Genomic DNA, 26214 nt, shown 5'->3' on the forward strand with positions numbered 1-26214 from the left:
TGGACCTTTTTCCGCTCGGGTTCACTCGCTGTGCTCGCTCACCGCTCACGCAAAAATCTCCTCCAAAAAGCCGCTCGTTCGCTCACGGATGCTGCCCATCCGTTCGCATCTCTCGCGGGTACTATTCTTGCTGTGCGTCGACGACCGCCACACCCGCCAGGTTCACGATATCCTTGACCTCGTCGCCTCGCTGGAGGACGTGAACCGGTTTGTCCATGCCGACCAGCATCGGACCGATGGCGTCGGCGCCGCCCAGTCGCTGGAGCAGCTTGTAGCCGATGTTCCCCGACTCGAGGTTCGGGAAGACGAGCACGTTCGCCGGCTCGTCGAGGTCGGAGAAGCCGTAGGTGCCCTCGAGGATGTCCTCGACGACGGCGGTGTCGGCCTGCATCTCGCCGTCGACGGGGAAGTCGATCTCGGGGTCGTTCTGGAGCATCCGCGCCGCGTTGCGCGGCTTGCGGGTGCCCTCGTTGTTGACGCTGCCGAAGTTCGAGTACGAGAGCAAGGCCGCGCGCGGTTCGATGTTGAACCGGCGGGCGAGTTTGCCCGTCTGCTTGGTGACTTCGGCGAGGACCTCCTCGTTGGGGGCCTGATTGACCGTCGCGTCGGCGACAAAGATCACGCGGTTCTTGAACGCGAGCAGGTAGACTCCGGCCGCGTAGTCGACGTCGTCGGCCGTGCCGATGACCTGCAGCGGCGGGCGAAGCGCCGAGGGGTAGTGGTGGGAGAGCCCGGTCAGGAGCGCGTCCGCGTCGCCCTGTTCGACCATCACGCTGCCGAAGTAGTTCGTATCGCTCTCGACGAGGTCGCCCGCCTCGGTTCGGGTGATACCCTTTCGAGCCCGGAGTTCGTGCAGTCGGTCGGCGTACGTCGTGTAGTCGCCGACTTCCGGATCCGCAACCTGTGGCTCGAAGTCGAGGCCGAGGTTCGCCGCTGTCTGGCGGATCTCGCTCTCGTCACCGATCAGGATCGGCAGGGCGATTCCCTGCTCCTGGATCTGGTAGGCCGCGCGGATCATCTTCTCGTTTTCGCCCTCCGCGAGCGCGACCGTCTTGGGATCGCTCTTCGCTTTGTTGAGGACGACGCGCATCATCTCGCGGGACTTGCCGAGGCGGGCCTCGAGTTCCTCCTCGTATGCTTCGAGGTCAATCTCGGTGCGGGCGGCGCCGCTTTCCATCGCGGCCTCGGCGATGGAGGGTGCGACACGGAACAGGACGCGCGGGTCGACCGGCTTCGGGATGATGTAGTCGGGCCCGTACTGGATCGGATCGTCGCCGTAGGCCTTGACGACCGCGTCGGGGACGTCCTGTCGGGCCAGGTCCGCCAGCGCCTCGGCGCAGGCGACTTTCATCTCCTCGTTGATCTCCGTCGCGCGCACGTCGAGCGCGCCGCGGAAGATGAAGGGGAAGCCCAGGACGTTGTTGACCTGGTTCGGATAGTCCGAGCGACCCGTCGCCATAATCACGGTGTCGTCGCGGGCCGCTTTGGCCTCCTCGTAGCCGATCTCGGGATCGGGGTTGGCCATCGCGAAGACGATCGGATCCGAGGCCATCGACTGGATCATCTCCTGGGAGACGATGCCGCCGATCGAAAGGCCGACGAAGACGTCCGCGCCCGTCATCGCGTCCGCGAGGTCGCCTTCCGGGACGTCTCGAGCGAACTGCTGTTTGTACTCGTTGACGTCGCCCGCCGCTGCGCGGTCTGCGGTGATGATCCCCGAGGAGTCACACATGGTGATGTTCTCCCGGCGAACGCCGAGCGAGACGTAGAAGCGGGCCGTCGCGATCGCGCTCGCGCCGGCGCCCGAGAAGACGATCTCGAGGTCCTCGAGGTCCTTGCCGGCGATGTCGGCGGCGTTCAGCAGCGCTGCACCGGAGATGATCGCGGTCCCGTGCTGGTCGTCGTGGAAGACGGGAATGTCGATCTCCTCGCGCAGGCGCTCCTCGACGGTGAAACACTCCGGCGCCTTGATGTCCTCTAAGTTGACGCCGCCGAAGGTCGGCTCCATCATCTTGATCGCCTCGACGATCTTGTCGGGGTCGGCCTCGTCGAGTTCGATATCGAAGACGTCGATATCGGCGAATCGTTTGAACAGAACACCTTTCCCCTCCATGACCGGTTTCGATGCTTGGGCGCCAATGTCACCCAATCCGAGCACCGCGGAACCGTTCGAGACGACGCCGACGAGATTCCCTTTGGCGGTGTAGGTGTAGGCGTCGTTCGGGTCTTCGTCGATTTCGTTACACGGGGCGGCCACGCCGGGCGAGTACGCAAGCGAGAGATCACGCTGCGTATTCGTCGGTTTCGTGGTCGAAATCTCGATCTTTCCCGGCGGATCGGTCCGATGGTACTCCAGTGCGTCCTCGTCTAATCCCATACCGGCAACACTGCAGGGGAGTACTAAAAACAATGCGAAGGGGAGTTTCGACGATCGTCGTACTTCGCTGCGATCGACGGTCGAACGCCGCAAGTCACTGCGGTCACAGGATTCGACCGTTTTATACACACCGACCGAGTGAGATGGGGTATGGACGTCGCGCTTGGTGGGACGTTCGACCCCGTCCACGACGGCCACCGACGGCTGTTCGAACGGGCGTTCGAACTCGGAGACGTGACTGTGGGGCTGACGAGCGACGAACTCGCGCCGAAGACGCGACACGTCGAACGACGCGTCAACTCTTTCGACGAGCGCAAGGCAACCCTCGAGGACGAACTCGAGTCGATCGCGACCGAATACGACCGCGAGTTCGAGGTTCGTAAACTCGAGGAGCCGACCGGAATCGCGACAGAACCACAGTACGACTACCTGGTCGTCTCACCGGAGACCAAAGACGGTGGAGAGCGGATCAACGAGATTCGCCGCGAACGGGGTCACGACCCCCTCGAGGTCGTCGTCGTTCCGCACCTCCGGGCCGACGACGGAGACATCATCTCGAGCACGCGGATCGTTCACGGCGAGATCAACGAACACGGAACCGTCCTCGACGAGGCGTCGTCGGACGACGCCTGATTCACGCTCGTCTCACAGCGAACTACGATCGATAGCTCGAGTCGACTGCCGAGTCCGAGTTGGGGACCGTTTCGTTCTCGTATCGTATACTTACGCCGCCCCAGTCCGGGACTATCCGCTCGAAACGACCGAAAGGACAGGTGTGTTAACAATTACCACTTCGGCGGTTCGAGTCCCGCGCGCTCGAGCAGGTCCTTCCATCGGGATTGGATCGAGAGCCGCGAGACGTCCGCCGCGTCGGCGACGGCCCCCTGCGTTCTGCCGTCGCCGGCGACGAGCGAGCCGGCGTAGAGACTCGCCGCTAACACGGCGCGTTTCGAGCGGTCGTCGTCGGGAACGTCCGTCAGAAAGAGTTCGACAGCACACGATCGCGCCTCGGCCGCCAACTCCAGTCGGTCAGCGATCCGCTCGAGTTCCTCGAGCCACTGTTCGTATTCGATCCGATCTCGAGCACTGTGCATGTGCGATCGGTACCCGGCCGGCGTGGATAAACCTACGGCACCGGCTTCAGGCCAGCGCAATATTACCAGTTAGCGTAAATAAATACCGTTCATGCCACCCCAATGCGTTGCTACAGCCGGCAACGTTCAGCTACGAACGACTAGGGCTACTAACTGATTTCTGATGAATTGACTAGGACGCGACTACTAAACCACCGGCTCTTCGATTGTTCGAGTACACGCGCGCCGTTCGCAAGCGGTGGACGCTGTCCCGTCATGAAAGAGCCAACCTGCAAGCTCGTCTGTACCGGATGCGGCCTCGAGATGCCGTATCGGAATCGATCGCTGGCCGAACAAGCCGCGGAACTCCACCAGCTGCGGGATTCGGAGCATATTACATTTATCGTGCCGCCGGACTGGTCGCCCGAGGAGCCAGTGAAACAGCGGTAGTTCGTATCGACAGGTACTTACTCGATTCGTGAAAAGCGTAGGATGAGCGCGGGTAGCCAAGCCAGGCCAACGGCGCAGCGCTTAGGACGCTGTCCCGTAGGGGTCCGCCGGTTCGAATCCGGTCCCGCGCATGGTTCTGCGGCGAGCAACCCGCGAGCCGCAGGTTCTGTATCGGGCCGGATTCGAACGAGAGAAGACGCGCGCAGCGAAGCGAGCACGTCTTCGCGTTGTTCGAATCCGGTCCTGCTCCTTCGCTCACTTCGTTCGCTCGGTGCACGAACGACGCCTCGAGCGGCAAATACGGTCGTATCGGTAGCACACGGCAGACACACGTCAGACGGTCCACAACGCTTATTCACGCGGGAACAGCTATTACGAGCAATGGCCGGGTTAGACGACGTGTTCGGGGATTTCTATACGAGTGTCGACGCCGTGTTTCTCTTCTCGCCGAGCGGCTCGTTTTACGAGCGGTTCGCCGACGTCGACGACCTGGACGTCATCGTCGTCGGCACGGAAAACACCGTCAACGGCGAGACGTTCGTCGAACTCCCGCTGGCGTTCGACGACGTCAAAGAACGGATCCGTTTTGGCATCGAAGGCGCACTCGAGCAGAACGTGATCGAAGACGGCGACGAACTCGTCTGTACGACGAGCGTCTTCAGCGACGGAACCGATACGATCTCGCGAGTGCGAGCCGACGCGGAGACACACACGGGCATCTACGACCTGTTCGTCAAATCCCGCGCCGAGCCGGAAGTGATCAAGGCGGTTCTCGAGCTCGCGATCGAACTCGGGAAGAAGGGACAGAAGGGGAAACCGGTCGGTGCGCTGTTCGTCGTCGGCGACGCGGGGAAGGTGATGAACAAGTCTCGCCCGCTTTCGTACAACCCCTTCGAGAAGTCCCACGTCCACGTCGGCGATCCGATCGTCAACGTCATGCTAAAGGAGTTCTCGCGGCTCGACGGCGCGTTCGTCATCTCGGACGCGGGCAAGATCGTCTCCGCGTATCGGTACCTCGAGCCGTCGGCCGAAGGCGTCGACATCCCGAAGGGGCTGGGTGCACGCCACATGGCCGGCGGTGCGATCACGCGTGATACGAACGCGATAACGATCGTCCTCTCGGAGAGCGACGGCCTCGTTCGGGCGTTCAAGGCCGGTGAGCTCATCCTGGAGGTCGATCCGGAGGCGTACTGATATGGTCGACTGGCAGACGCTCATCGACGAACCAGCCGTGATAGCCGCGGCGGTGCTGGCGCTCGGGATCGTCGTCGGCTACCTGGTCGGGCGGCTCAACGAGGAGTTGTTGACGGCGTCGGGGGTTCCGGAAGCGGTCGAAGGAACGCCGTTCGAGCGGACCGCCCAGTCGCTCGGGACGTCGACGGTCGATATCGTCGCCCGGCTGAGTTCGTGGTTCATCTACGGGATCGCCGTGCTGACGGCGATTCACATCGCGCAACTGCTGGATACGGATCAGTTCTGGCTGCGAGTGACGGAGTTCATCCCGCAGGTGTTTATCGCCGTCCTCGTGCTTATCATCGGATTTATCGTCGCCGACAAGGCGGAACTCGTCGTCAGCGAGTACCTCCGCGGCGTCAAACTCCCGGAGGTCTCGGTGATCCCGAAACTCGTCAAGTACACCGTCCTCTACGTGACGCTGATCATCGCGCTCGGACAGATCGGCGTCCACGTCGTCGCCTTGCTCATTCTGCTGACGGTGTACGCCGTCGGTATCGTTATCGTTGGGACGGTGGCGTTCAAGGATTTCCTCGTCTCGAGTGCGGCCGGGATCTACCTGTTGTTGAATCAGCCCTACGGCATCGGCGACCGAATCCGGATCGGGGAGCAGACCGGGATCGTCCAGGAGGTTGATCTGTTCGTCACGAAGATCGAAGACGACTCCGAGGAGTACATCGTTCCCAACCGAAAAGTGTTCGAGGACGGAATCATCCGGATTCGGGAGTAACGAACCGGTCGTTGCGTCCACGACCCAGAAGCGAAACAACGCGACGCGCCGTGAGCACTGTCCTCTCTACGGTGTGCCCGTTCCGACACGTCGCGCCTCTCGAATCGACGTCTCCGTTCCGGACGCGCCATCGACCGCACGTGGAGTCGGGTAATCATCGAACGGAAGACACGATCACCGAGGGGGTATCGTAACATTGTTAGCGGTCCGGTATCGTCTCCCATACAATAGCTAATCAAACCAATGACAGAACATCGAATCATCAATACGAAAGTCGGCGTGCTCGGTGCGACGGCGCTCGTCATCGGCAACGTGATCGGTGTCAGCGCGTTCGTCCTCCCGGGACCGCTGGCCGGAGACACCGGCCCGGGGATCATCGTCGCGTTGTTGCTCGCGATGATCCCGCTGGTCTTCGGCATCCTCCTGTCGCTCCAGCTCGGGAGCGCGATTCCCGTCGCCGGCGGCAGCTACGTGTACGCGTCGCGGCTCGTCGGCCCCTTCTGGGGGTTCTTACTGCCGTGGATCACGATACCCGGCGTCTGGGCCGGCATGCTGTTCATCGGAATCGGCTTCGCCGAGTACGTGAGCTTCGTCTCCGAAACGGTTGCGGCGATACCGGAGATTCCCGAACTCGCCCTCGTCTACGCGTTGCTCATCCCCTTTATCGTGTTGAACGTTTTGGGGATCAAGATGGTCGCAATCGTCCAGTTCGCGATGGTCTCGTTGATCGTCGTCGGGATGCTCTCGTTCATCGTTCCCGGCCTCTTCGAGGTCAACGCGGCGAACTACGATCCCCTGTTCCCCGAAGGCGTCGGCCCGGTGATCGTCGCCGTCGTCTCGCTGTACTTCCCGCTTCGGGGCTTCAGACTCATCGTCGAGATCGGCGAGGAGATGGAGGATCCGGCGCGAAATATCCCCCGCGCGCTCGCCCTGTCTGCCGCCGTTTCGTTGACGCTTCTGGCCGGCCTCATCGCCGTCCTCGTTGGCGTGACAAACTGGCAGGATCTGGCCGGCATGGACGCCGCCGTCGCGCAGGTCTCGCTGGATAACTTCCCCGCACCGCTGACCGCGCTCGTCCTCGCCGCCGCAGCGATGGGCGCGCTCACCTCGATCAACATGACCTACACCGCCTACTCGAGACAGCTCATGCGAGCGGGACGCGACTACGTGATCCCGTCGGCGATCGCCCGCGTCCACGACCGGTTCGAGTCGCCACACGTCGCCGTGCTCGTTCTCGGTATTCCGCCGCTGCTCGTCGCGCCCGTCGCGCCGGACACGGTCACGCTCTCGATCGCACTCTCGCTGACGATCCTGTTCGGACTCGCGATCGCCGGCGTCACCCTGTGGAACCTCCCGAAGGTGTACCCCCAGCGCTACGAGTACTCGCTGTTCAAGCTGCCGCCCGTGGTCCTGAAGATCGTCGCGGTCGGGGCGACCGTCTCCGCGTTGCTCCTGTGGGTTCTCGTCTCCACGCAGATGCCGCTCATGGTCGCCGTCCTCGCCGGCTGGCTCGTCCTCGGCTACGTCGTCTACAAGTTGCGGGTCCGGTGGTTTGAACGCCGTGGCGTCGATCTGAAAGAGCGAATGAGCACGCTCCACGAGAGCGAGAAGGAACGCGCCGATAGCGGTCAGGCTCGAGCCGATACCTAGGCGGCTCGTCGCGGTTCCAATCGTCTGCCAACGTGGCCAGCGGCCCGGGTCTGCCTCGAGGTCCGTCCGATCGATCGTCGTACTCAGACGTCCTCGTCGGCGTCCTCGAGCGAGAGTCCCGCGTGCCACCGATCGGCTCCGGCCTCGCGTTTGACGGCGTCCATCGTCGCGAGCAGGTGCGTCGCCAGCGTCGCGGTTTCGGCGGCCCGCGACTCGCCTTCGGTGCGGAACTCGCCGGTCTCGCGGTTCGCGTAGACGCTACAGACCGCGCCGGCCCGGAGGCCGTAAACGTTCGCGAGCGTCAGGATCGCGCTGGCCTCCATTTCGATGTTCTTTACGTTCGCCGCCTGTAGCTGCTCGATCAGGGCGTCGCTGCCGGCGGCTTCGAACCCCTCGAAGCCGGGTCGGCCCTGGCCCGTGTAGAAGGAGTCGGCGCTCATCGTGATGCCGGTGTGGTAGTCGTAGCCCAGCCGTTCGGCCGCGGCGACGAGCGCGCTGACGACCTCGTAGTCGGCCGTCGCCGGGTAGTCTTCGCGGACGTACTCGTCGCTCGTCCCCTCCTGTCGGACCGCCCCGGTCGTGATCACGAGGTCGCCGACGTCCATCTCGGGCTGGATCGCCCCGCAGGAGCCGACCCGGATGAACGTCTCGCAGCCGACGCGGGCCAGTTCCTCGACGGCGATGGCGGCCGAGGGGCCGCCGATACCCGTCGAGGTGACCGATATCGGCGTCCCCTCGGCGGTCCCCGTCGCCGTCCGGTACTCGCGGTGGTGGGCCGCGATTTCGTGGTCGTCCCAGTGGGCGACGATCTTCTCGAGTCGCTCCGGGTTCCCCGGGAGGAGCACGGTGTCGGCGACGTCGTCGGGGCCGACCTCGAGGTGGTACTGGACCTCGGCGTTCGGGTCTTCGCTGTGGCCGGTGGCGTTGGTATCGGCGTCCGTGTCGGTATCGATATCGGCGTCCGTATCGCGTCCGGTGTCAGTCATGGCGACCGAGGGGTTCGGTCCGGCGCGGTATATAACTGCAGGGCGGCCGTAGCGCGGACATGGCCAGCGAGTCCGATTCCGACGCCGGCAGCGAGTCCGCAGCTGAGACTCCGTTCGACGGCGCGCTCGCGGACACCTACGTCGCCGCCATCCAGCACGACCTCGGAGAACTGCCCGCCGGGGCGACCCGCGTCGGCGTCGTCCGAAAACCCACGTCGTGGTTCCACGGCGCCGTCGACGAGAACGTTTCTGCACTGGGACCACCCGCCGACCTCCTCGAGTCGTTCCGACAGACTGAGGAGGACCTGAAGATGCGCGGCGTCTGCGACGAGGGCGCCCACAACGCCGCCTGGGACGAGGTCGATTTCGAGGCGCGGTATCGAACTCACCTCGAGGAGGACGAGGACGCGCGCGCGGCCCTCGAGGCCTTCGAGTCGCGGCTAACCGACGGCGAGTCGCTGGCGCTGGTCTGCTACGAGAACACCGAGAAGAAGCGCTGTCACCGGACGGTGTTGCGGGACGTGCTCGAGGATCGCGCCGCGGGAAAGTGATAGGGTGTCCTCGCGAGGGCCGACGTCAGCGCGCGCAGACGGGATTCGCCGCACTGATAGGTCGAGGCCGACTATAACCCCGTAATGCACGAATTCGACCCCGACGAGCGCTCGAGCGACGAAATCGCCCGGTTCGTCAAGACCGTCGTCACCCCGCGTCCCATCGCCTGGATCAGCACGCGCAGCGAGGACGGCGTGGACAACCTGGCGCCCTTCAGTTCGTACAATTACGTCTCGCTGAAGGAGCCGACGGTCCTCTTCAACACGCCCAACGGCGACCGCGACGAACTGAAGGACACGGCCAGAAACGCACTCGACACCGAGGAGTTCGTCGTCAACGTCGTCACCGAACCCGAGATCGAGCGCATGGACCACACCTCGGCGTCGCTCCCACCCGAGGAGAGCGAGTTCGACCTCGCCGACGTCGAGCGCGCCGACTGTCGGACCGTGGACGCGCCGCGAGTCACGGACGCGCCGATCTCGATGGAGTGTACGCTCCACGACTCCCTCGAGGTCCACGACAAGCTGATGATCCTCGGTGACGTCCAGCACGTCCACGTCGACGAGGATCTGCTCGCGGAGGGCGACGGGAAACTCGACATGCGGGACCTTCCGACCGTCGGCCGACTCGGCGGGCCGTACTACACGGTCTCCGATCCCGTCGAGTTCGAACGGCAGTTCTGACGGGGAACCGATCAGCGAGCAAGAAAAGCCGGACTGACCCCACTAGGGACTTATTTCGGATCCCGTCGTAGCGACGGTTACGAAGCGATGACGCTCTCGAGATTCGACGCGAGCGACGCTATCGAGGACGTGGGGGATCTGCTGGTACTTGTCTCGATCCCGTTCGTCGTGTTGCTCTCGTTGCTAGCGGTTTTCGGGTTCACCACGCTGGCGGCCGCCGTCTCGATTCTCGTTTTCGTCGGGGTCGTCCCCCTCGTAGTGCTGTTCGGCGACTCGCTGCTGGCACGCATCCGCGACGAATCGGAACCCGCAGACCCGGTCGCGGATCTTCGAGAACGGTACGTCGAGGGCGAACTCTCGGAGGCGCAACTGGAACGGGCGATCGATCGCGAACTCTCGGCCGACAACACCGAGCGCGACGAGGACTCGGCGGTCGAACGAGAGCGCCTCACCGAGCGCGAAGAGCGCTAACTGACACTGACTCCGTTTCGATGACGACCACGCCGCAAGCGAGTTCGCTCGAGCGCGGCCTCATCGCTCGCGTCGTCGAGAGCGCGGCCAAACCGACGGTGCGCTCACTCGAGCATTTCCTCCGTAATCGTATTCGGCAGCAGTTCTCCGAGCGTGTACTCGCTGGGGTCTTCGTCCTCGCCCTCGTCGCAGAACACGACCAGATCGTCGTCGCAGAACTCGGCGAGCGTCTGGCGGCACATCCCGCAGGGGGTGACGCCGTCGCGGCGGCCGGAGCTGACCGCGAGCCGTGAGAAGTCGCGGTGGCCGTTCTTGACCGCTTCGGCGATCGCCACCTCCTCGGCGTGCAGGCTGTTGCTGAAGTTCGCGTTCTCGAGGTTGCAGCCGACGAAGACCTCGCCGTCTGCGGTCTCGAGCGCGGCGCCGACGGGGTACTCGGAGTAGGGGACGTGGGCGGACGACTGGATCTTGCGGGCGGCCTCGAGCAGTTCGGTCATGGATGGGCTGACGGGAGCCGAAACAAGAAAGTCGTCGGTGTCGTCCGGCAACCAGGTGTTCCGTCGGTCGCCGATTGCGCCAGTCCGACGCCCCTTACCGCGACGTTTCGACGGCCGACTCGATGACCTCGCGAGCGTCGGCGACGAGGTCGTCGACGTCGTCGCTCTCGGCGTAGAGGCGGACGTAGGGTTCGGTGCCGCTGGGACGGACCAGGATCCAGGCGGCGTCGTCGAACTCGAGGCGGACGCCGTAGTCGGTGTCGACCGTCGTCTCGGGGAACGCGTCCGGGAGGTCCTCTTCGAGGGCGGCCATGGCGTCGGCTTTGGCGTCGTCGGGGCAGTCGACGCTGACCTTGCGGTAGGGACGTTCGGTGACGGGCGCGCGAAGCGCGTCGGCGTCGCCCGCGTCGGCGACGAGCGCGGCGACGACGGCGGCGCTGACGACGCCGTCGATCCAGCCGCCAAAGCGGGTATGGATGTGCTTCCAGGGTTCGGCGGCGAAGGCGATCTCGGTGCCCTCGTCGCCCTGTTCGGCTTCGCGAGCGATGCCCTCGTGGAGCGCGCCGAGTCGAACGCGTTCGACGCGTCCGCCGGCCTCGCGGACCCGCTCGTCGATCCGCGCGGAGGCGTTTGGCGTCGTGACGACGACGGGATCCTCAGCGTCGCTCGTCTCGGTGTAGTGGGCCGCGACGACCGCGAGGATCGTGTCCTCGTGGATCACGTCGCCGTCCGGGCCGAGGACGACCAGCCGATCGGCGTCGCCGTCGTGGGCCAGTCCCAGGTCGAACGAACTCCCCTCGAGGAACGCCGAAAAGTCGGTTAGCGTCTCGGGCGTCGGCTTGCTCTCACGGGCGATAAAGTGGCCGTCGACGGAGGCGTTGAGCGCGACGACGTCGGCGCCGAGGCGCTCCAGGACGTGCGGCGTCGCGAGGGTTCCCATTCCGTTTCCGCAGTCGACGGCGACCGAGAGGTCGCCGAGCGGTCTCGTCGCGGAACCGCTGTCGATGGGTTCGTCACCGGTGGCCTGCTCGTCGGCGGCGAACGTCGATCGAACGTAGGAAACGACGGCGTCGCGATAACGCTCGAGCACGGTGAGGTCTCGGCCGTCGCCCCACTCGTCCCAGCGGGCGAGAGCGGGCGCGGAACCGTCCGCGAGGGCGTCCTCGATCGCCCGTTCGGCGGATCGGTCGTACTCGACGCCGTCGGCGAAGAGTTTGATCCCGTTGTCCTGTGGCGGGTTGTGACTCGCCGTGAGCATCACGCCGCGCCGTCCCTGAGAGGCGAACGCGAGTGCAGGCGTCGGTACCTGACCGACTCGGTAGACGTCCGCCCCGGCGCTCTCGAGGCCGGCTTCGACTGCTGCGGCGAGCGCGGAGCCGGTTTCCCGGCCGTCGCGACCGACGACGAACGTCGCCCCGCGCTCGCCGGCCGCCTGTCCGACCGACAGCGCCAGCGACGGGGTAATCTCACTGACTGGACCGCGGATCCCGGCAGTCCCGAATAGCGTCATGTGAGGGCGTTGCGCGACCAACTACTTAGCAACAGTGTCCCGCGACGGGAGTGGCGCCTCGGTGCGGTGCGGTGCGTCGCCGTTCGTGGTTTCGGACACGGATTTCGATTTCGCGACTCGAGTACGGTGGGCGAAACCGGCGAGACCCCTGAGAGCGTGGGATGGGACGACCGGGACGAGAATCGTCGATACCGGCGAAACATCCGCTAACCGGATCGGACCGTCGAAAAGCGACGCTGCAACGCAGTGAACTCGGTCGGTTCGGACGGCACGGGGACCACCTGTCCGTCAGCCCGACCGGCCGTCGTCGGTTCCGCGCTCGAACGTTACGCGTCCGGAATGTCGTCGATGAGGACGACGGCTTCGCCGTTGATAACGGTCGCGTCGTCGTCTTCGTTTCGAATGACCGTCTCGAGGCGGTACTGGCTGTTGCCGAGGTCCTCGACGATTTCGACGCGCGCGGAGACGCGGTCGCCGATGCCGACGGGGCCGCTGAACTCGAGGTCCTGGGAGAGGTAGATCGTGAGTCCCGGGAGGCGAGCCAGCGCGGCGCTGATGAGCCCGGAAACGAGCGTCCCGTGGACGATGCGCTCGCCGAAGCGGGTGTCGGCGGCGAATTCCTCGTCCAGGTGGAGGCGGTTCGTGTCGCCGCTGACGTGGGCGAACGCCCGAACGTCGTCCTCGCTGAGGACCTTCTCGAAGGTGACGGCGTCGCCGACGCTGATCTGGTCGGGGTCGTCGACGGTGCGGTCGAACTGCCAGTCGAGGTGAGAGTGGTCGATCGACGGAATCGAGGCGTCGACGGTGTCGCCGTCGGAGCCGTTCGACGCGTTCGCCGGTACCATCGCCGACATCGCGGCGCGGTTCGCCGCCGTTGCACTCTGGAGGAGGGTCTGCGTCATCGTCGACCAGGCGTTGGTCATGGCAGCGAAATTGCGTCTCGCAGCGTTCTGGTGGGACATCTATTTGAAAGTAGGTGAGAAGTCATTATGACTTCTTTGGCTTCGGCGGTGACTGGTGCTGACTCACACTGCTAGTAATTTATACCTACAGACTCTCTCGCGACGGAATTCCCGTTGGCGATACGTACACTCACGAGTTCGTTACTGAACTGTGACTGAAGATAAAACGCGCTGTTGGTCGGGAGAAACAACTCATACCATTTCCTACCATCTAATGGTACACAGTGGAAACGCTTATGTGCGGCGAGCGCATTGTTGCTAGTGATGACGGACGACTCCGATCGATCGCTCTGGTTCCCGCCGGCGATGTTCTCCGAACAGATGCAGGAGGCGGGCGAGCAGGTCGCGCAATCCCAGCAGGAGATGATGAAACAGTTGATGCAGGCCAGCGGCTCGAACCCCTTCGACGTCGGCTCGAGTCTCGGCCCGATGAACATGGGAACCGCGACGTTCAAGGCCCGCGTCCAGAGCGGCGGTCGGATCAGCATTCCCGGCCCCGAACGGGAAGCCCTCGACATCGAGGAGGGCGACATCGTCCAGACCATCGTCGTCCCCGTCAAACGGGATCGAGACGACCAGTAGGACCGCGCTCGACGCGACCGCAGACCAGGCCGACCCATCCACTCGAATCAAACCGACACCAATCCACCCATGACCCAGAACCCATTCACCGCCGTCTTCGACGCCCAGCGTACCGCACTCGAACAGTCCCAGCGACTCACCCACGACGCCCTCGACGCCCAGAAGGCCTCGATCGGCGCCTTCGGCGACGCCGTCGAATCCTCGAGCGCGCTCGCCGAGTCGAACGCCGAACTGACCAAGGGCGCCGTCCACGCCTACTTCGACGCCCTCGAGGCGTCGATGCCCGAGGAAGCCGCCGAGTTCGACGAACTGCGCGAGTTCGTCGACGACAGCTTCGAATCCGCCACCGACGCACAGACTCAGTCGATCGAAGCCATGCTCGAGGCCATCGACGAGTCCGAAGCCGCCTACGACGAGTTCGCCGCCAGCTACACCGAGGTCGTCGACAGCTCCTTCGACGCCGCTCTCGAGGCCCACGAGCAGGTCGAGGAAAACGTCAGTTCGATGGCCGCAAACGTCGAAGAGGCCACCGAAGAGATCGACATCTCGTCGTAAACCGAGAGTCGACCTCAACCTTTTCACAGGCGCTAGCCAATTTCTACCAATGACAGACTCACAGCCCCAGTCACAGAACTGGAACGCGGTCGTCGAACAGTGGAACGAACAGTTCCTCGAAGCGCTCGAGGAAAACATGGAAGCACAGGCCCAGTTCGTCGAAAGTTGGTCCGACGCCGTCGGCGACGCGACCGAGGAGAACGAACTCTCCGAGGGCGTCGAAGGCTACGCCCGGGCCTACGAGACCTGGATGAACGCCTCCCAGCAGATGGTCGAGCGGATGAACGACAGCATGGAAGGCGAGGACGTCGACATGGACGAGTTCCGTGACATCTGGCTCAACACGGCCAACGAGGCGTTCAAGGACGTCATGTCGACGACCGCCTTCGCGAAGATGACCGGCGAAACCGTCGGCGACGTCCTCGAACTCCAGCAACAGGCCGACGAGGCCTCACAGGAGACGCTACACTCGATCGGCTTCGCGACGCGCGACGACGTCGTCGAAGTCGGCGACCGCCTCGTCGAACTCGAGCGTCGCCAACACGCCGTCGAGCAGAAACTCGACCGCGTCCTCGAGCACGTCGAAGACGAGCAATGAACAACCCATTCGCCACCGCGTTGAACATGCAACGCCAGGCCTGGGAGGCGACCGCCAACCTGGCACAGAAGAATCAGGTCGCTCCCGAGCGGACCGAGACCGTCCAGAACGTCGAGGTCGCACAGACGCCCAGCGAGGTCGTCTACGAGGAGAACAAGCTCGAACTTCTCCACTACGAGCCGCTGACGGAAGAACAACACGACGTGCCGATTCTCGTCACGTACGCGCTGATCAACAAGCCCTACATCCTCGACCTTCAGCCCGATCGCTCGGTCGTCCAGACCTTACTCGAGTCCGGGTTCGACGTCTACCTGATCGACTGGGGCGAGCCCTCGCGACTCGATCGCTCGCTGAGCCTGGACGACTACGTCAACCGCTACATCGACAACTGCGTCGACGTCGTCCGCGAGCGCTCGGGACAGGACGAGATCAACATCCTCGGCTACTGCATGGGCGGCACGAAGTCGGCCATGTACGCCGCGCTCTACCCCGAGAAGGTCAAGAACCTCGGGTTGATGGCCGCCGGACTCTGTTTCGCCGGCGAGGGCGGCGTCTTGGAGCTGTGGGGCAGCGAGAATTACTACGAACCCGAAGCGGTAACGGAGACGTTCGACAACGTTCCGGCGGAGTTTCTGGACGTCGGCTTCGCGCTGATGGACCCCGTCGCCAACAACGTCACGAAGTACGTCCGCTTCTACGACAACGTCGAGGACGAGGACTTCGTCGAGAACTTCGCCCGGATGGAGCGCTGGCTCGACGAGGGGATCGACGTCGCCGGGACGGCTTACGAGGAGTTCATCCGCGACATCTACCAGGAGAACAAACTCTACAACAACGAACTCCACCTGGGTGGCGAGCACGTCGATCTCGCGAACATCGACATGCCCGTCCTCCAGATCGTCGCGGAGTACGACCACCTCATCCCGCCGGGAGCCTCGAAACCGTTCAACGAGGTCATCGGCACCGACGACACCGAGATCCTCGAGTTCGCGACGGGTCACATCGGCATGTCGGTTTCCTCGCGGAGCCACGACGAACTGTGGCCGCAGGTCTGTGAGTGGTTCGAAGAGCGTTCGAACGGCGAGTCGGTCGCGGCCGAGCCGGAGACGCCCGAATCCGAGGCCGAATCGGGAGACGCCGCGCTCGCCGAAGACGTCGCCGGCGACGAGAGCGGTCCCGAGGACCTCGGGGACGACGGCCTCGAGGCGGAAACCGACGGGTCGTCCGCCGAGCGCGCCGACGCCGACCTCGACGCCGAAACGAGCGAACGCCACGGCAAGGACCGCTCGGACGAGGAAATCGTCGAACGCGGCGAGGACAATATCCAGGACGAACCCGCCGAGCCCGGCGAGATGACCGTCGACGAGGACGTCGTCGAGGAGACGACCGACGACGACGTCGACGCCGCGTCCGCGATCGAAGCGGAAACCGACGACCTGACCGAACTCAGCGGCATCGGGCAAGCGTACGCCGACGATCTGGCCGCGGCCGGTATCGAGACGTTCGACGACCTCGCCGCGGCCGACGTAGCCGAGCTGGCCACCGAAACCGGGATCTCACCCAGTCGACTCGAGAACTGGGTCGAACAGGCACGCGAGCGGTAACCGACCCCGCACCCGGCGCGGGTCGGCCTCGAGCCCGCAGCGGCGAACTCGGCCGACGGAAACGGTTCGGTGGTTTCTTCACGTTTTGTAGTCCGATAACTAACAGGTCGTTATTTATCGCGGGACGTTGAACCGGCAGCATATGTCTATGGACGGGCGAACCTGCGTCATCACTGGGTCGGCACGCGGCATCGGGCGAGGAATCGCGGAACACCTCGGAGAGAAGGGTGCGAACGTCGTGATCAACTACCGGTCCTCGGAGGGGCCGGCGCTCGAAGCCGTCGACGCGATCGAAACTGCCGGCGGCGAGGCCGTTACCGCGCAGGCGGACGTCGCCAACCGACAGGAGGTCGAACACATGCGCGAGGTCTGCCACGAGGCGTTCGGTCCGGCCGACGTGCTCGTCAACAACGCCGGGATCACCGCCGACGAGCAGTTCACAGAGATGACCCGCGAAGAGTGGGACCGCGTCATGGACGTCAACCTGGGCGGCATGTTCAACTGCACCCAGGAGTTCTTCGACGACATCTGGAACGCCGAGGAAGGACGGCTGATCAACATCTCGAGCGTCGTCGGCAAACAGGGGAACTTCGGGCAGGCGAACTACGCCGCCGCCAAAAGCGGAATGTTCGGCTTCACCAGAACGATCGCCCTCGAACTCGCCAAGGGCGGTTCGACGGCCAACTGCGTCGCGCCCGGATTTACCCGGACCGATATGGTCGAGAGCGTCCCCGATCAGGTGTTAGAGCGGATCATCGCAGGTATCCCGCTCGAGCGCCTGGCCGAGGTCGAGGACATCGCGGCGGTAGTCCGGTTCCTCGCGAGCGAGGAGTCCTCCTATGTGACGGGCGAAGTGATCGACGTCAACGGCGGGATGGATCTGTAGGAGCGGTAGTCGGCGCTCGCTCGCGATCCGACCGATTCGATCGACTCGTTTTCGCGCTCGCTGACGCCGACTCGAGTGGTCGGTCGACCCGAGAACGTTCGTTCTACCGATATGCTGACTGTTAACACGAGTGGCGTCGAGGTAGCCGTATGGTCTCACCCGAGTCGTTCTTCCACGTCGCGCTGAAGGTGCCGGACGTCGACGCGGCCGTCGCCTTCTACCGGAACCACCTCGAGGGCGACCTACTCGAACACGAACAGCCAGCCGAAGACGCGACGGGCGCGGAAAACGTCGAGCACGCCGCGCTGACGGTCGGCGACAAACGAGTGTACGTCTTCGATCGGGCGCCCTACGAGGCCGCGGGGCTCGTCGATGAGTTGCCGTACGGTTTTTTGCACTTCGGCTACGTCGTCCCCGACGTCGAGGCCGCGGCCGCGGACCTCGAAGACCACGTACGGCTCGTCATGGAGCCGACCGTCTTCGGCGATCTGAAAGTCGCCTTCTTCGAGGGGCCCGCGGGGGAGCGACTCGAGTTGCTCGAGTCGCTGGACTGACGAACGGGCGAGTTCTCGAACTGGCTCACTCGGTTCACGCCCAAAACCGCATACCGAGACAGGAACCGAATTCGCTGCTACGTTCGCCGTTTCTCCTTCGAGCGGACGCGCACGTTCTCGATTCCCGTCTCCGGATACTGTCCGTCCGCGTCCTTCTCGACGGCCTTGACCATGTCCCAGACGACGTTCAGCCCGGTCGTGACGCCCTCGAGCGCCTCCATCTCGCAGCCCGTCTTCCCGGTGGTCTCGACGGCGACCTCGAGTGCGACCCGGTCTTCCTCGAGCGAAAAGTCGGTGTCGACGTTCGTGATCGGGATCTGGTGGCACATCGGGATCGTCTCCCAGGTGTGTTTGACGGCCTGAATCGCGCCGACGCGGGCCGTCGCGAGGACGTCGCCCTTGCCGATCTGGTCCTCGCGGATCGCCTCGACGGTCGACGGCTGCAGACGGATTTCGCCGGCCGCGACGGCGCGGCGCTCGCTGTCGGGTTTGTCGCCGACGTCGACCATCTGAACGTCGCCCGAATCGGTGGTGTGGGTCAGGTCGTCGGCGTCGCCTGATTCGCTCTCGGATCGAGACTCGGCTCCGGACTGCTCCGAGGGTGGCGTGGACGTGGGGTGGGGCTGGTCACTCATTGGGTTCACGCTCGTCCCAGAGCGCCTTAGGAAGTTCGCTCAGCATCTCCGAGGCGAGGAAGCCGTGCTCGTCGCGCTCGGCGAGGCGCTCGCCGGCGAGGCCGTTGACGTGGGCACCAGCAGCGGCGGCATCCATCGGCTCGGCGTACTCGAGCAGCGCGGCGACGATGCCGGCGAGCGTGTCGCCCGTGCCGCCGACTTTCATCCCCACCGTGCCGGAGCGGCTGATTCTGGTTCGTTCGCCATCGGTGATCACGTCGTTGGCTCCCTTCGCGAGGACGATGTGCCCCAGGTCGGCCGCGAACGCCTCGATCTCGCCGGCGACGGCCGCCAGATCGTCGGTGTCGGGGCCGCCCATCCGCGCGAGTTCGCCGCGATTCGGCGTACAGACCAGCGTCGCCTCGGTCTCGACGTCGGGGACGACCGCGAGCGCGTCGGCGTCGACGACCACCTGCCCCGTGTACTCGGACAGGAACTGCCGTGCGGCCTCGAGGGTCTCCTCGTCCGTCCCCAGTCCGGGCCCCAGGACGACGACGTTGTCGTACTGTTCGGCCGTCTCGAGCAAGTCATCGGCGATGTCGGGCGTGAGCACGTCCGCAGCGTAGGATTGCACGATGAGATCCTCGCTGTAGCCCTGAATCTCGCCCGCGACGGTGTCGGGTGCGGCGACGAAGGCGAGTTCCGCGCTGGCTCGCAGGGCGGCCTGGGCGGCGAGCGCCGGCGCGCCGGTGTAGGGGCCGCCGCCGATGACGTAGGGTCGTCCCGCGCGACCGTCAGGTCGAGCGAGGGAGATGTCGCCGGGACCGACGTCCCGCTCGGCCGCGGCGGGAATGCCGATGTCGGCGACCGATACTTCCGCGTCGAGTGCCCCGAGCCCGGGCTTCGTATCGTGGAACGTGACCACGCGGTCGGCCTCGACGCCGTTGTCGGCGTGGTCGCCGTCGTTTGCGTCGAAGCCGGAGGGGACGTCGACCGCCACGACGGTCGCGTCGGCCGCGTTGATCGCCTCGGCTGCGGTCGCCGCGGGCTCTCGCAGGTCGCCGCTGATCCCCGTTCCGAGCATCGCGTCGACGACCACGTCGCAGTCGGGCAGGTCGAACTGACTCGAGTCCGCGACTTCGCGTGCGTCGTAGCCCGCCCGCTCGAGGGCGTCCCAGTTTTCGCGAGCGATTTCGGTGCCGATGGTCTCGGCTCGGCCGAGCAGGAGCGTCGTCGCGTCGTACTCATCTAGAAACCGGGCGGTGACGAACGCGTCTCCGCCGTTGTTCCCGCGACCGGCGACGATCGCGACGCTCGAGCCCGGTTCGGCGACCTCGCGGACCGCGCGGGCGACGGCGGCTCCGCTCGATTCCATCAGCTGCTTGCGCGGTACGCCAAGCGCCGCGGCGTTCTCGTCGACGGCGGCCATTCGCTCGCCTGTGATCATGGCCGATCCTTCGACGGACTGACCGTTCAACGTTGCGACGACACTCTCAAGCCGGACGGCGCCCCAGTTTCGCTGTGAACGTCTTCTGGCTCGACGAGGACCCGCGGCTCGCGGCGCGCTATCACTGCGACCAGCACGTGAACAAGCTGCTGCTCGAGGCCGCTCAGGTGCTCTGTACCGCCGCCCGCGAGAACGACTACGAGGCGGACTTTCTCTATCAGCCGACTCACACCGGCCACCCCGTCACGAAGTGGGCGACCGAGTCGCGGGCGAACTGGCTGCGCCTGCGCGAACACGCCGCGGCGCTGAACGCCGAGTTCGTCGAACGCTACGAGAAAAACGACGACCACGCGAGCTGGCAGGTAATCGAACGCATCGACCCCGACGAAATCGCGTTCCCCACCGACGAGCCGACGCCGCGACCGCAGGCGATGCCCGACGAGTACAGACGGTCCGACGATCCCGTCGGCGCGTACCGCGCCTACTACGCCGGCGAGAAGGCTGACTGGGCCGAGTGGCGCTACACCGACGAACCGCCCTGGCTCGCCGAGTATCTGGACGAACTCGACGTCAACCGAGAGTGAGACGCCAGTCCGGCTTTGATTCTCGAGCGAATCGGACTCGTAACGTGGGCGAAACGGCACGGGCCCGCGCGTCGAACCCGCGTGAAGTGAACGAAACCGGCTGTACGAGGGTCGTCAACCGCTGCATTCTGTCGCTTACGATATGCTTATCAGTTCAGTTCGTGTCGGCGTATCGCAACGGTGTTCCCGCCGATCGCGTCCACCGAATCGACCGTCGTCCACGCCAACGGCTGGATCGAACTCGAGGAGGGGCACCTGCTCTCGCCGCACGCGGTCCACCACGTCGATAGTGACGACGAAGAACGGAAGCGACTGGGCTCCGACGGCGACAGAGGCGGTAGAGACGAAACGGACGACGAGTCCGACGACGATTCTCGAACCACTCGGTTCAATCCGAAGTGACCGGGGTTGCACGCGACGTGCCGTGACGCGTCAGCCCCGTCAGTACCGAATCTCGAACCCTTCCTCGCCCTGTGGCTCCTCGAACTCCGACTCGACGTCCTCGACCTCGGCCGCCGGACTGCCCGTGTGACACCACTCGATCATCGACTCGACGGCATCTTCGGGTCCCTCGAAGATCGCCTCGACGCGGCCGTCCTCGAGGTTCTTCACCCAGCCGTCGACGCCCTTCTCGCGGGCCGTATCGCGGGTGTTCGCGCGGTAGTAGACGCCCTGTACCGTTCCCGTGACGAACACGTGTGCGCGGGTTCTCTCCGACATACGCGAGTGGTCGATAGCGAGCGTCAAAAAGCCGGCTCTATAACGCAGCCCGCGGCCGGGTACGACCCCGAAAACTAACCGGCCAACGCGCGACTAGTCGAACCGACACCGCACATGGGACTCATCGAACGCTTCGAGGACGAGTACGTCGACGTCTCGAGCACTCGCACGACGCTCCGGGAGCTACTCGAGTTGTTCGTCGGGGCGGTCGTCTTCGTGCTCCTCGCGAGCGGACTCACCTACTACGTCGCGGGCGAGACCGCCGCGCTCGTCGTGGTCGCGGTACTCTCGAGTATCTTTGCGATCACGCTCGTGTCCCAGGCCTACTGGGCGGTTACGGGTCGCGACGATTACCGGTGAGTCCCGCTTCGGAACGGGTGATCAGACGCGGCAACTGCGCTCAGGCCGGCTCCTCGTACCGGCGGGCACCAAACAACATTCGGGCGGCGAGGGCGAAAACGCCGACGAGAAACCCGACTCGAGCGGCGTTGGCGCCGACGGCCGGCTCCGCGTGTTCGACGAGCGCGAGAAGAAGCGCTAGCGCGGCGACGTAGAGGGCGTTCGTCCCGATAAAATCCGCCAGTCCCGCCTCGTCGGAGACTCGGTCGGGGTCGTAGCCCGCGATCAACTGGACCATTCCGGCGTACTTGATCAGGGCGCCGAGCGCCCCGACGAACGCCGCGGCCAACAACAGCGTGACGACCGATCCGTCGACCATACGCGATATTGATAACAATTTCACAAAACCGTTGTGACCGTTCGGCGGGGTGCCGTCTCGAGTCGGGCACCACGGCGTCAGTCGCCGGTTCGCAGGTGATGGAAGATGTACGTCTGGGCATATCCTGCGTACTCGCCGCCCAGGCGCTCGCGGATCGCCCGGGAGGTCGCGGCGTACGATCCCTTGTCACAGTCCGGGTAGTACTCCTCGACGGCGGATTTGAGCCACGTATCCAGCGGCACGGCCTCGTCGAAGCCGAGCGAGAACAACAGAACGCAGTCGGCGACCTTGTCGCCGACGCCGACGAACCGCGTGAGGAAGTCGCGGGCGGCCTCGTACTCGAGGTCGCGCGCGTCTTCGGGGTGGGCCTCGCCGCCTGCGACCATCTCGGCCGTCCGGACGACGTAGGGGGCGCGGTAGCCGAGCCCCAGGTCGCGCAGTTGCGCTTCGGTCGCGGTCGCCAGTTCCTCCGGCGTGGGGAACGCGGAGTACGTCTCGCCGTCGAACTCGATCGGCGTCCCGTACTCGCGAGCCAGGGTCGACACCATCGTGTGGATGCGGCTCACGCGCATCTGCGTCGAGCAGATAAAGGAGATCAGACAGCCGAAGGCGGGGTCGTCGACCAGGCGCATTCCACGGTGGGCCTCGTAGGCGTCCTCGAGCAGTGGATCGTCGGGCGCGTTCGCGACGATCTCCTCGAGGTCGTCCTCCAGACATAGCAGTTCGCGAACGAGTGCGTCGGCGTCCGTCGTCGACGCCCACTCGAGGACTCCCGCTCCCTCGTCGAGGCGCGCCCGGACGACCTCGCCGTCGACGACGGTGGAGTACCACGCGTCCGGTGCTGGCGAGTCGCTGTACATCTCGCCGTCACTGCGCCGCCACAGGTAGCTCTGGCCGCTCTCGAGCGTGCGATACAGATCGAGCCCGCCGACACACTCCTCGAGGGGGATCGTTCCGGTCTCCATTCGTGGAGTGGCTTCGGCGGCGCGGGCTTTTGCCTTTCGAAGCGGACGTGCGAGGACCGATCGGTCGGTTTTCGAGAGTGATCGATGCCGTTGGGGCGAACTTTCATACTGGATGCGACACAATATCTCGGTATGAACTGCAGGGTTGTCGTCGAGGCCGCCGTGCCGGTGTTCGACGTGGAAACGCCAGACGAGGCGATTAGAATCGCCATTTCGAAGACGGGCGAGATGTTGAACCCTGACTTGAACTACGTCGAGATTAACATGGGTGAGCGCACCTCTCCATCGGGAGAGGAACTCCCCCCCGCGTTCATCGCGGCCGACGAGGCCCTTGTCGCCCTCGAGCTGGAGATGACCGTCTTCAACGTCGAACGCGAGGAACACGCCTCGCGGATCGCGCGCAAGGAGATCGGCCAGCTCCTCGAGAATATCCCGCTCGAGGTCAAACGCGTCGACGAACTCGAGGATGAAGACGACGACGAGGAATCCGACGAAACAGAAGACGACGGCGACGAAGCAGCGCAAACGGACGACGAAACCGAACGCGAGCCGGAAAACGAGTCGTCGGAATCGGAGAGTCGATCGGACGATGACGACGAGGAAATCCTTCCCGAATTCGAGGATCTCGTCGAGGAGTCCTGATACGGATACAGGGAGCGTTTTCGGTGACCGGGAGATTGTCCCGTCAGTGGCGACGATCACCGTCGACGAACGATACTGGTCCGCATGAACCGTCACTCGGGCGGAAACGCCGTTCCGGTTGTCGGTGTCTCGTCACAGTATCACCACTGTCACACCTCGTCTCGACCCCATCAAACATGCGTGTTGGTAACACGGTTCGGCAGGAATAATTTTCAGTTTTGCTGTCTTTTTCCACACTTCACCGCGGTTTTCCCCGTTTCGCCGTCCGGTCTCGGTTCGCCACACCGTCCGTGAACAGCTATTCTGTGGGCTGGAGACGGACAAACGGAGAGGCGTATCGAGCCCGGAACCGACGTAACGCATTCGAGTCCGGATGAACAGTTGAACGAACGGGGAGAACGAGTCGAGCTGAGTCGAGATTCAGTAGAACGGACGAAGACGAGTCTCGCCAGTCAGACAGTATCGTGATCGAAGGAGACGCGATGTGTTAGTCTGCAGTAGCGGCGACTGCTTCCTGCTCCCCTTCACGCATGTTGTACGTGATTCCCCCGGCGAGCGCAAAAACAGCGGCTTTGTGATCGGTTTTTGATTTGTGAATCGATGTCGGTCGAATACCGAGCGACTCGTACTCCTCGAGATTGATCTGACAATCGTCCCACTCCGCACACTGGTTTGATACCTCCGCGAGAAGGCCGTGAAGGTGAATGAGCTCCTGCTTCTTCATAACCATCCAATGCTACCCACTGCAGGGTTATATTATTATCCTGAGTAGCGTTAGCATGCACCCTGTGTCGGAAACACTGGATGTCACCCACGATAAACTCACGAAGGACCGCCCTACCGGTACAAAAATACCCGAAGGAAGCCCGTACAAGCGGCTATTACTTCGCTAATGGATTCTTTCGTCTCACCGCTAGTGAGTGTTGTTCACGGACGGTAAACGGTCACTACTGCTGACGGATGCGGCGACAGTTGCCGCGACCGAGGACAGTCCCACCAAGGGATTACTATCGCCGAAGTGAACGATTCGCCCGAGTCGCGAAGAACAGTTCGTCAAGGTCGAGACAATCAGTTCGTCGTCTCGAGTCTTAGCCGAGTTGCTTTAGCGTCTGCAAGTCACGGTCCGTGCGCATGAATTCGGACATGCGCCGGGAGGCGTGACAGCCCGGGCAGTGAAACATGTCTGCGGCCGCGGGGAGTTCGCCCGGAGAAATCTGCCAATCTTTCGTACACTCTGGACACAACAGTTGCACGGTCGTCTCGTCCATGGTACGCTAGTACACACCACTGTTGAAAAGTGTTGTCGCTCGTTCGCTCGAAAAACGACCGCCCGCAGTCACGCCGATACCGCCGATGACAGGAACCGAAACATCGCGTTTACGCGGGAGCCGCCGTGTCGGACGCCTCGAGTAGTTCCTTGTAGCGGTTGCGGATCGTGACCTCAGAGATGCTGGCGACCTCGCTGACGTCGTTCTGGGTGACTTTCTCGTTGGTCAGCAACGCGGCGGCGTAGACGGCGGCGGCCGCGAGGCCGACCGGCGACTTGCCGCTGTGGACGCCTTCCTGACGGGCCGACTCGAGCAGTTCGCGGGCCATGCGTTCGGTCTCGTCCGAGAGGTCGAGGTCGCTGACGAACCGCGGGACGTAGTGTTCGGGGTCCGCGGGCTTGACCTCGAGGCCGAGTTCCCGGATGATGTACCGGTACGTGCGGGTCAGCTCCATCTTCTCGACGCGGCTGACGGCCGAAATTTCGTCGAGGCTGCGCGGCGTGCCGGCCTGTCGAGCCGACGCGTACAGCGAGGCCGTCGCGACGCCTTCGATCGATCGGCCCGGGAGCAGGTCCTCCTCGAGGGCGCGCCGATAGATGACGCTNGACGCGTACAGCGAGGCCGTCGCGACGCCTTCGATCGATCGGCCCGGGAGCAGGTCCTCCTCGAGGGCGCGCCGATAGATGACGCTCGCGGTCTCGCGAACGTTCTCGGGCAGGCCGAGCGCGCTCGCCATCCGGTCGATTTCGCCGAGGGCCTGCTTGAGGTTGCGCTCCTTGGAGTCGCGGGTGCGGAAGCGCTCGTTCCAGGTGCGAAGCCGTTGCATCTTCTGGCGCTGGCGGCTCGAGAGCGAGCGGCCGTAGGCGTCTTTGTCCTGCCAGCCGATGTTCGTCGACAGTCCCTGGTCGTGCATCATGTTCGTCGTCGGCGCGCCGACGCGGGACTTTTTGTCCTTCTCGGCGGCGTCGAAGGCCCGCCACTCGGGGCCGCGATCGATCTCGTCTTCTTCGACGACGAGGCCGCAGTCCTCACAGACGGTCTCGGCGTGTTCGGTGTCGGAGATGAGCCGGCCGCCACACTCCGGGCACTGCTCTTTCTCACCCGCCTGTTCGGTGGTTTCCTCGCGCTCTTCGTCGCGTTCGTAGGTTCTGATGGTAGTGTCTGTCATGGTGTATCGGACTCGCGTATCGGGTCGGTTACTCGGGGCTCCCGGGTGGGGTAACCAGAAGAAACCCGGTTGCCTCGGCTAACATAGAGTAAGGCCGTAACGCATATAAAGGTTTCGCCTACTTTATAAACTATT

At 64.2% G+C, this 26214-nt stretch carries 32 protein-coding genes and 1 tRNA gene; 19 read left to right on the forward strand and 14 right to left on the reverse strand.

From position 1 onward, the window contains the following. Window positions 1-121 precede the first annotated feature (121 nt). Window positions 122-2377: an NADP-dependent malic enzyme gene (locus C493_RS20105; protein WP_007261333.1), complete on the reverse strand. Its 2256-nt coding sequence runs from the start codon at window positions 2375-2377 to the stop codon at window positions 122-124. 150 nt (window positions 2378-2527) lie between these two features. On the opposite strand from C493_RS20105, the gene C493_RS20110 reads away from it, so the two are divergent. Next, window positions 2528-3010: a phosphopantetheine adenylyltransferase gene (locus C493_RS20110; protein ID WP_007261334.1), complete on the forward strand. Its 483-nt coding sequence runs from the start codon at window positions 2528-2530 to the stop codon at window positions 3008-3010. Window positions 3011-3162: 152 nt separating this feature from the next. Here the strand turns inward: C493_RS20110 and C493_RS20115 are convergent, their stop codons facing one another. Beyond that, on the reverse strand, window positions 3163-3471 hold the full coding sequence (locus C493_RS20115) for a transcription initiation factor IIB family protein (protein WP_007261335.1): 309 nt from the start codon (window positions 3469-3471) through the stop codon (window positions 3163-3165). 255 nt (window positions 3472-3726) lie between these two features. On the opposite strand from C493_RS20115, the gene C493_RS23530 reads away from it, so the two are divergent. The 5 genes from C493_RS23530 to C493_RS20135 all read left to right on the forward strand — a co-directional run bounded on the left by C493_RS23530 (window position 3727) and on the right by C493_RS20135 (window position 7513). Next, window positions 3727-3900, forward strand: a complete 174-nt coding sequence (locus C493_RS23530; RefSeq protein WP_162832298.1) for a hypothetical protein — start codon at window positions 3727-3729, stop codon at window positions 3898-3900. A 46-nt stretch (window positions 3901-3946) separates the two neighbouring features. Next, window positions 3947-4031 (forward strand) — tRNA-Leu (locus C493_RS20120). 250 nt (window positions 4032-4281) lie between these two features. After that, entirely contained in the window at window positions 4282-5094 is an 813-nt protein-coding gene (dacZ, locus tag C493_RS20125) for a diadenylate cyclase DacZ (RefSeq protein ID WP_007261336.1), read from the forward strand. Between the two features lies 1 nt (window position 5095). Continuing rightward, entirely contained in the window at window positions 5096-5863 is a 768-nt protein-coding gene (locus tag C493_RS20130; protein WP_007261337.1) for a mechanosensitive ion channel family protein, read from the forward strand. A gap of 243 nt (window positions 5864-6106) precedes the next feature. Further along, window positions 6107-7513: an APC family permease gene (locus C493_RS20135; RefSeq protein WP_007261338.1), complete on the forward strand. Its 1407-nt coding sequence runs from the start codon at window positions 6107-6109 to the stop codon at window positions 7511-7513. A gap of 83 nt (window positions 7514-7596) precedes the next feature. On the opposite strand, the gene C493_RS20140 is transcribed toward C493_RS20135, so the two are convergent. Continuing rightward, entirely contained in the window at window positions 7597-8499 is a 903-nt protein-coding gene (locus C493_RS20140; RefSeq protein WP_007261339.1) for a nucleoside phosphorylase, read from the reverse strand. 59 nt (window positions 8500-8558) lie between these two features. On the opposite strand from C493_RS20140, the gene C493_RS20145 reads away from it, so the two are divergent. The 3 genes from C493_RS20145 (at window position 8559) to C493_RS20155 (ending at window position 10205) form a co-directional block, all read left to right on the forward strand. After that, a complete protein-coding gene (locus C493_RS20145) occupies window positions 8559-9050 on the forward strand; it encodes a DUF488 domain-containing protein (protein ID WP_007261340.1) in 492 nt (163 codons plus the stop codon). Between the two features lie 84 nt (window positions 9051-9134). Next, complete coding sequence (locus tag C493_RS20150; protein WP_007261341.1) at window positions 9135-9734, forward strand: flavin reductase family protein; 600 nt, start codon at window positions 9135-9137, stop codon at window positions 9732-9734. Between the two features lie 87 nt (window positions 9735-9821). Beyond that, complete coding sequence (locus C493_RS20155; RefSeq protein WP_007261342.1) at window positions 9822-10205, forward strand: hypothetical protein; 384 nt, start codon at window positions 9822-9824, stop codon at window positions 10203-10205. Window positions 10206-10309: 104 nt separating this feature from the next. Here the strand turns inward: C493_RS20155 and cdd are convergent, their stop codons facing one another. The 3 genes from cdd to C493_RS20170 all read right to left on the reverse strand — a co-directional run bounded on the left by cdd (window position 10310) and on the right by C493_RS20170 (window position 13174). Next, on the reverse strand, window positions 10310-10702 hold the full coding sequence (gene cdd / locus C493_RS20160; RefSeq protein ID WP_007261343.1) for a cytidine deaminase: 393 nt from the start codon (window positions 10700-10702) through the stop codon (window positions 10310-10312). A gap of 94 nt (window positions 10703-10796) precedes the next feature. Beyond that, window positions 10797-12212, reverse strand: a complete 1416-nt coding sequence (locus C493_RS20165) for a phosphohexomutase domain-containing protein (protein WP_007261344.1) — start codon at window positions 12210-12212, stop codon at window positions 10797-10799. A gap of 326 nt (window positions 12213-12538) precedes the next feature. Then, a complete protein-coding gene (locus C493_RS20170) occupies window positions 12539-13174 on the reverse strand; it encodes a MaoC family dehydratase (RefSeq protein ID WP_049889533.1) in 636 nt (211 codons plus the stop codon). A gap of 264 nt (window positions 13175-13438) precedes the next feature. On the opposite strand from C493_RS20170, the gene C493_RS20175 reads away from it, so the two are divergent. The 6 genes from C493_RS20175 (at window position 13439) to C493_RS20200 (ending at window position 17953) form a co-directional block, all read left to right on the forward strand. Further along, window positions 13439-13756, forward strand: coding sequence for an AbrB/MazE/SpoVT family DNA-binding domain-containing protein (locus C493_RS20175; RefSeq protein ID WP_007261346.1), 318 nt, complete (start codon window positions 13439-13441; stop codon window positions 13754-13756). Between the two features lie 69 nt (window positions 13757-13825). Next, window positions 13826-14311, forward strand: a complete 486-nt coding sequence (locus C493_RS20180; RefSeq protein WP_007261347.1) for a hypothetical protein — start codon at window positions 13826-13828, stop codon at window positions 14309-14311. Between the two features lie 49 nt (window positions 14312-14360). Next, entirely contained in the window at window positions 14361-14909 is a 549-nt protein-coding gene (locus C493_RS20185) for a poly(R)-hydroxyalkanoic acid synthase subunit PhaE (RefSeq protein WP_007261348.1), read from the forward strand. After that, a complete protein-coding gene (phaC, locus tag C493_RS20190; RefSeq protein WP_007261349.1) occupies window positions 14906-16513 on the forward strand; it encodes a class III poly(R)-hydroxyalkanoic acid synthase subunit PhaC in 1608 nt (535 codons plus the stop codon). Before C493_RS20185 ends, phaC begins: the two co-directional genes overlap by 4 nt. 142 nt (window positions 16514-16655) lie before the next feature. Then, on the forward strand, window positions 16656-17399 hold the full coding sequence (locus C493_RS20195; protein WP_007261350.1) for a beta-ketoacyl-ACP reductase: 744 nt from the start codon (window positions 16656-16658) through the stop codon (window positions 17397-17399). A gap of 149 nt (window positions 17400-17548) precedes the next feature. Beyond that, the gene (locus C493_RS20200) at window positions 17549-17953 is read left to right on the forward strand and encodes a VOC family protein (protein ID WP_007261351.1); all 405 of its coding nucleotides are present in this window, start codon (window positions 17549-17551) and stop codon (window positions 17951-17953) included. Between the two features lie 77 nt (window positions 17954-18030). On the opposite strand, the gene moaC is transcribed toward C493_RS20200, so the two are convergent. Further along, window positions 18031-18588: a cyclic pyranopterin monophosphate synthase MoaC gene (gene moaC / locus C493_RS20205; protein ID WP_007261352.1), complete on the reverse strand. Its 558-nt coding sequence runs from the start codon at window positions 18586-18588 to the stop codon at window positions 18031-18033. Next, complete coding sequence (locus C493_RS20210; protein WP_007261353.1) at window positions 18581-20014, reverse strand: bifunctional ADP-dependent NAD(P)H-hydrate dehydratase/NAD(P)H-hydrate epimerase; 1434 nt, start codon at window positions 20012-20014, stop codon at window positions 18581-18583. The genes moaC and C493_RS20210 overlap by 8 nt, the downstream gene beginning before the upstream one ends. Before the next feature lie 74 nt (window positions 20015-20088). On the opposite strand from C493_RS20210, the gene C493_RS20215 reads away from it, so the two are divergent. After that, the gene (locus C493_RS20215) at window positions 20089-20598 is read left to right on the forward strand and encodes a hypothetical protein (protein ID WP_007261354.1); all 510 of its coding nucleotides are present in this window, start codon (window positions 20089-20091) and stop codon (window positions 20596-20598) included. 180 nt (window positions 20599-20778) lie between these two features. Then, window positions 20779-21000 (forward strand): hypothetical protein, encoded by a 222-nt coding sequence (locus C493_RS23270; protein WP_007261355.1) that lies wholly within the window; start codon window positions 20779-20781, stop codon window positions 20998-21000. Window positions 21001-21039: 39 nt separating this feature from the next. Here C493_RS23270 and C493_RS20225 read toward each other — a convergent pair whose 3' ends face one another. Continuing rightward, window positions 21040-21318 carry an acylphosphatase gene (locus C493_RS20225; protein ID WP_007261356.1) on the reverse strand — a complete coding sequence of 93 codons (279 nt, stop codon included), beginning with the start codon at window positions 21316-21318 and terminating at the stop codon, window positions 21040-21042. A gap of 114 nt (window positions 21319-21432) precedes the next feature. Here C493_RS20225 and C493_RS20230 point away from each other — a divergent pair, with 114 nt between their 5' ends. Further along, window positions 21433-21678, forward strand: coding sequence for a hypothetical protein (locus tag C493_RS20230; RefSeq protein ID WP_007261357.1), 246 nt, complete (start codon window positions 21433-21435; stop codon window positions 21676-21678). Window positions 21679-21718: 40 nt separating this feature from the next. Here the strand turns inward: C493_RS20230 and C493_RS20235 are convergent, their stop codons facing one another. After that, window positions 21719-22036: a DUF3784 domain-containing protein gene (locus tag C493_RS20235; protein ID WP_007261358.1), complete on the reverse strand. Its 318-nt coding sequence runs from the start codon at window positions 22034-22036 to the stop codon at window positions 21719-21721. Between the two features lie 77 nt (window positions 22037-22113). Then, a complete protein-coding gene (locus C493_RS20240; protein ID WP_007261359.1) occupies window positions 22114-23001 on the reverse strand; it encodes a DNA-3-methyladenine glycosylase family protein in 888 nt (295 codons plus the stop codon). A gap of 132 nt (window positions 23002-23133) precedes the next feature. Between C493_RS20240 and C493_RS20245 the strand changes: the two genes are divergently transcribed. Beyond that, window positions 23134-23643 (forward strand): DUF555 domain-containing protein, encoded by a 510-nt coding sequence (locus C493_RS20245; protein WP_007261360.1) that lies wholly within the window; start codon window positions 23134-23136, stop codon window positions 23641-23643. A gap of 487 nt (window positions 23644-24130) precedes the next feature. On the opposite strand, the gene C493_RS20250 is transcribed toward C493_RS20245, so the two are convergent. From C493_RS20250 to C493_RS20260, 3 genes are all read right to left on the reverse strand, one after another. Then, a complete protein-coding gene (locus tag C493_RS20250) occupies window positions 24131-24367 on the reverse strand; it encodes a UPF0058 family protein (RefSeq protein WP_007261361.1) in 237 nt (78 codons plus the stop codon). Window positions 24368-24731: 364 nt separating this feature from the next. Continuing rightward, entirely contained in the window at window positions 24732-24911 is a 180-nt protein-coding gene (locus C493_RS20255; protein WP_007261362.1) for a DUF7836 family putative zinc-binding protein, read from the reverse strand. Window positions 24912-25020: 109 nt separating this feature from the next. After that, on the reverse strand, window positions 25021-26079 hold the full coding sequence (locus C493_RS20260) for a transcription initiation factor IIB (RefSeq protein WP_007261363.1): 1059 nt from the start codon (window positions 26077-26079) through the stop codon (window positions 25021-25023). Between the last annotated feature and the right edge of the window lie 135 nt (window positions 26080-26214).

The organism is Natronolimnohabitans innermongolicus JCM 12255, from assembly GCF_000337215.1.
In the GTDB taxonomy this organism is placed as follows: Archaea; Halobacteriota; Halobacteria; order Halobacteriales; family Natrialbaceae; genus Natronolimnohabitans; species Natronolimnohabitans innermongolicus.

What these genes read in the sequence shown, in the direction of transcription:
- C493_RS20105 (WP_007261333.1), bottom strand. Translation starts at nt 2,377, where the DNA reads ATGGGATTAGACGAGGACGCACTGGAGTACCATCGGACCGATCCGCCG.
- C493_RS20110 (WP_007261334.1), top strand. Translation starts at nt 2,528, where the DNA reads ATGGACGTCGCGCTTGGTGGGACGTTCGACCCCGTCCACGACGGCCAC.
- C493_RS20115 (WP_007261335.1), bottom strand. Translation starts at nt 3,471, where the DNA reads ATGCACAGTGCTCGAGATCGGATCGAATACGAACAGTGGCTCGAGGAA.
- C493_RS23530 (WP_162832298.1), top strand. Translation starts at nt 3,727, where the DNA reads ATGAAAGAGCCAACCTGCAAGCTCGTCTGTACCGGATGCGGCCTCGAG.
- dacZ (WP_007261336.1), top strand. Translation starts at nt 4,282, where the DNA reads ATGGCCGGGTTAGACGACGTGTTCGGGGATTTCTATACGAGTGTCGAC.
- C493_RS20130 (WP_007261337.1), top strand. Translation starts at nt 5,096, where the DNA reads ATGGTCGACTGGCAGACGCTCATCGACGAACCAGCCGTGATAGCCGCG.
- C493_RS20135 (WP_007261338.1), top strand. Translation starts at nt 6,107, where the DNA reads ATGACAGAACATCGAATCATCAATACGAAAGTCGGCGTGCTCGGTGCG.
- C493_RS20140 (WP_007261339.1), bottom strand. Translation starts at nt 8,499, where the DNA reads ATGACTGACACCGGACGCGATACGGACGCCGATATCGATACCGACACG.
- C493_RS20145 (WP_007261340.1), top strand. Translation starts at nt 8,559, where the DNA reads ATGGCCAGCGAGTCCGATTCCGACGCCGGCAGCGAGTCCGCAGCTGAG.
- C493_RS20150 (WP_007261341.1), top strand. Translation starts at nt 9,135, where the DNA reads ATGCACGAATTCGACCCCGACGAGCGCTCGAGCGACGAAATCGCCCGG.
- C493_RS20155 (WP_007261342.1), top strand. Translation starts at nt 9,822, where the DNA reads ATGACGCTCTCGAGATTCGACGCGAGCGACGCTATCGAGGACGTGGGG.
- cdd (WP_007261343.1), bottom strand. Translation starts at nt 10,702, where the DNA reads ATGACCGAACTGCTCGAGGCCGCCCGCAAGATCCAGTCGTCCGCCCAC.
- C493_RS20165 (WP_007261344.1), bottom strand. Translation starts at nt 12,212, where the DNA reads ATGACGCTATTCGGGACTGCCGGGATCCGCGGTCCAGTCAGTGAGATT.
- C493_RS20170 (WP_049889533.1), bottom strand. Translation starts at nt 13,174, where the DNA reads ATGTCCCACCAGAACGCTGCGAGACGCAATTTCGCTGCCATGACCAAC.
- C493_RS20175 (WP_007261346.1), top strand. Translation starts at nt 13,439, where the DNA reads ATGACGGACGACTCCGATCGATCGCTCTGGTTCCCGCCGGCGATGTTC.
- C493_RS20180 (WP_007261347.1), top strand. Translation starts at nt 13,826, where the DNA reads ATGACCCAGAACCCATTCACCGCCGTCTTCGACGCCCAGCGTACCGCA.
- C493_RS20185 (WP_007261348.1), top strand. Translation starts at nt 14,361, where the DNA reads ATGACAGACTCACAGCCCCAGTCACAGAACTGGAACGCGGTCGTCGAA.
- phaC (WP_007261349.1), top strand. Translation starts at nt 14,906, where the DNA reads ATGAACAACCCATTCGCCACCGCGTTGAACATGCAACGCCAGGCCTGG.
- C493_RS20195 (WP_007261350.1), top strand. Translation starts at nt 16,656, where the DNA reads ATGTCTATGGACGGGCGAACCTGCGTCATCACTGGGTCGGCACGCGGC.
- C493_RS20200 (WP_007261351.1), top strand. Translation starts at nt 17,549, where the DNA reads ATGGTCTCACCCGAGTCGTTCTTCCACGTCGCGCTGAAGGTGCCGGAC.
- moaC (WP_007261352.1), bottom strand. Translation starts at nt 18,588, where the DNA reads ATGAGTGACCAGCCCCACCCCACGTCCACGCCACCCTCGGAGCAGTCC.
- C493_RS20210 (WP_007261353.1), bottom strand. Translation starts at nt 20,014, where the DNA reads ATGATCACAGGCGAGCGAATGGCCGCCGTCGACGAGAACGCCGCGGCG.
- C493_RS20225 (WP_007261356.1), bottom strand. Translation starts at nt 21,318, where the DNA reads ATGTCGGAGAGAACCCGCGCACACGTGTTCGTCACGGGAACGGTACAG.
- C493_RS20230 (WP_007261357.1), top strand. Translation starts at nt 21,433, where the DNA reads ATGGGACTCATCGAACGCTTCGAGGACGAGTACGTCGACGTCTCGAGC.
- C493_RS20235 (WP_007261358.1), bottom strand. Translation starts at nt 22,036, where the DNA reads ATGGTCGACGGATCGGTCGTCACGCTGTTGTTGGCCGCGGCGTTCGTC.
- C493_RS20240 (WP_007261359.1), bottom strand. Translation starts at nt 23,001, where the DNA reads ATGGAGACCGGAACGATCCCCCTCGAGGAGTGTGTCGGCGGGCTCGAT.
- C493_RS20245 (WP_007261360.1), top strand. Translation starts at nt 23,134, where the DNA reads ATGAACTGCAGGGTTGTCGTCGAGGCCGCCGTGCCGGTGTTCGACGTG.
- C493_RS20250 (WP_007261361.1), bottom strand. Translation starts at nt 24,367, where the DNA reads ATGAAGAAGCAGGAGCTCATTCACCTTCACGGCCTTCTCGCGGAGGTA.
- C493_RS20255 (WP_007261362.1), bottom strand. Translation starts at nt 24,911, where the DNA reads ATGGACGAGACGACCGTGCAACTGTTGTGTCCAGAGTGTACGAAAGAT.